2 protein-coding genes are annotated in these 1,310 nt (G+C 70.7%); both read left to right on the top strand.

The features are described 5' to 3' along the window. A partial coding sequence (locus ABD848_RS24835; RefSeq protein WP_344977630.1) for an acyltransferase domain-containing protein occupies positions 1 to 814 on the top strand: 814 nt, incomplete at its 5' end. Between the two features lie 57 nt (positions 815 to 871). Then, positions 872 to 1,310 (top strand): SAM-dependent methyltransferase (locus ABD848_RS24830; RefSeq protein WP_344977627.1); only part of this gene is annotated, 439 nt, incomplete at its 3' end.

Genomic DNA, 1,310 nt, shown 5'->3' with positions numbered 1-1,310 from the left:
CCCACCCGCCCACAGCCCGCTGCTCGATGAGTACCTCTCCGGGCTTGCCGCTGCCCTGACCGGCCTGCGGCCCCAAGAAGGCAACGTGGCGATGGTCTCCACCGTCACCACCACCCCCACCACCGGAGGCCACCTGGACGCGGCCTACTGGAGCCTGCAACTCCGCGCCCCCGTCAAACTCCAGGCCGCCATCCACCGCCTCGCCGACCAGAGCGACAGCCTCTTCCTCGAACTCTCCCCCCACGCCGTACTGGCCCCCGCGATCGAAGACACCCTGGCCCACCACCAGCTACCCGGCACCGTCATCACCCCCGGAACCTCGGCCACCGGTGATGAGCACGCTCGGTTGCTGGCCGCGCTGGCCGGGCTCTACACCCACGGCCACCCACCCGCCTGGCCCACCAGCCCCCGGCACCGCCCCGCCGAGCTCCCCCTCCCGCACTGGCAGCGCGCCACCGAGACCACCCCCGCGGCGCCGCTGGCCAGCATGCTGGCCACCACCCCCGACCGGCGCCACGCCCGGATGGCCGAGACCCTGCGCACCATCGTCGCCGACCTCACCGGCCAAGAGATCACCGCAGCCGATGACGACCGCGACCTGACCAGCCTCGATTTGGCCTCCCGCGACCTGCTCGTACTACGCACCCAGCTGCGCAGCCTCCACCCCGCCCTGGCCCACCTGGAAGCCGGCGCGATCTACCGCGCGGCCACCCTCACCGGCCTCACCGAAGCACTGCTGGAACTACTACCCACTTCTGCCGGCAGCGAGCCCGCCACCGCGTCTTCTGGCCACGACGCCTCGTCTCTGAGCTAGGCCCGTCTCGCCACTATCCGCCCGTCCGTATCCGTTCTCGAAATGTGTGACCCTGCCATGGCCCACGACGAGGTTTTCGCCGCTCGTTACGCGCCGCCGTTGCTCCATGTGGATACCGCCACCCCGGCCCGCATCTATGACTACCTGTTGGGCGGTAAGGACAATTTCGCCGTGGACCGCCAGGCCGCCGCGGCGTTGGAGCAGCGCGAACCCCACGCACGCCTCATCGCCGCCGAGAACCGCCGCTTCCTGCAACGCGTGGTCACCTACCTGGTGGCCCAGGCCGGCATCGACCAGATCATCGACCTGGGATCGGGTCTTCCCACCGTCGACAACGTCCACCAGATCGCCCACCGCCGCAACCCGAGTGTGCGGGTGGTCTATGTCGACCACGACCCCATCGTGTTGGCCCACGCCCGCGCGCTGCTGGCCGACAACCCCCGCACCACCGTCGTCGCCGCCCAGGCCAGCGACCCCGCCGCGGTGCTGTCCCATC

This window comes from Salinactinospora qingdaonensis, assembly GCF_039539445.1.
Lineage (GTDB): Bacteria > Actinomycetota > Actinomycetes > Streptosporangiales > Streptosporangiaceae > Salinactinospora > Salinactinospora qingdaonensis.
Note: the sequence above shows the minus strand (reverse complement) of the source record. Positions and strands in the feature narration are given on the sequence as shown.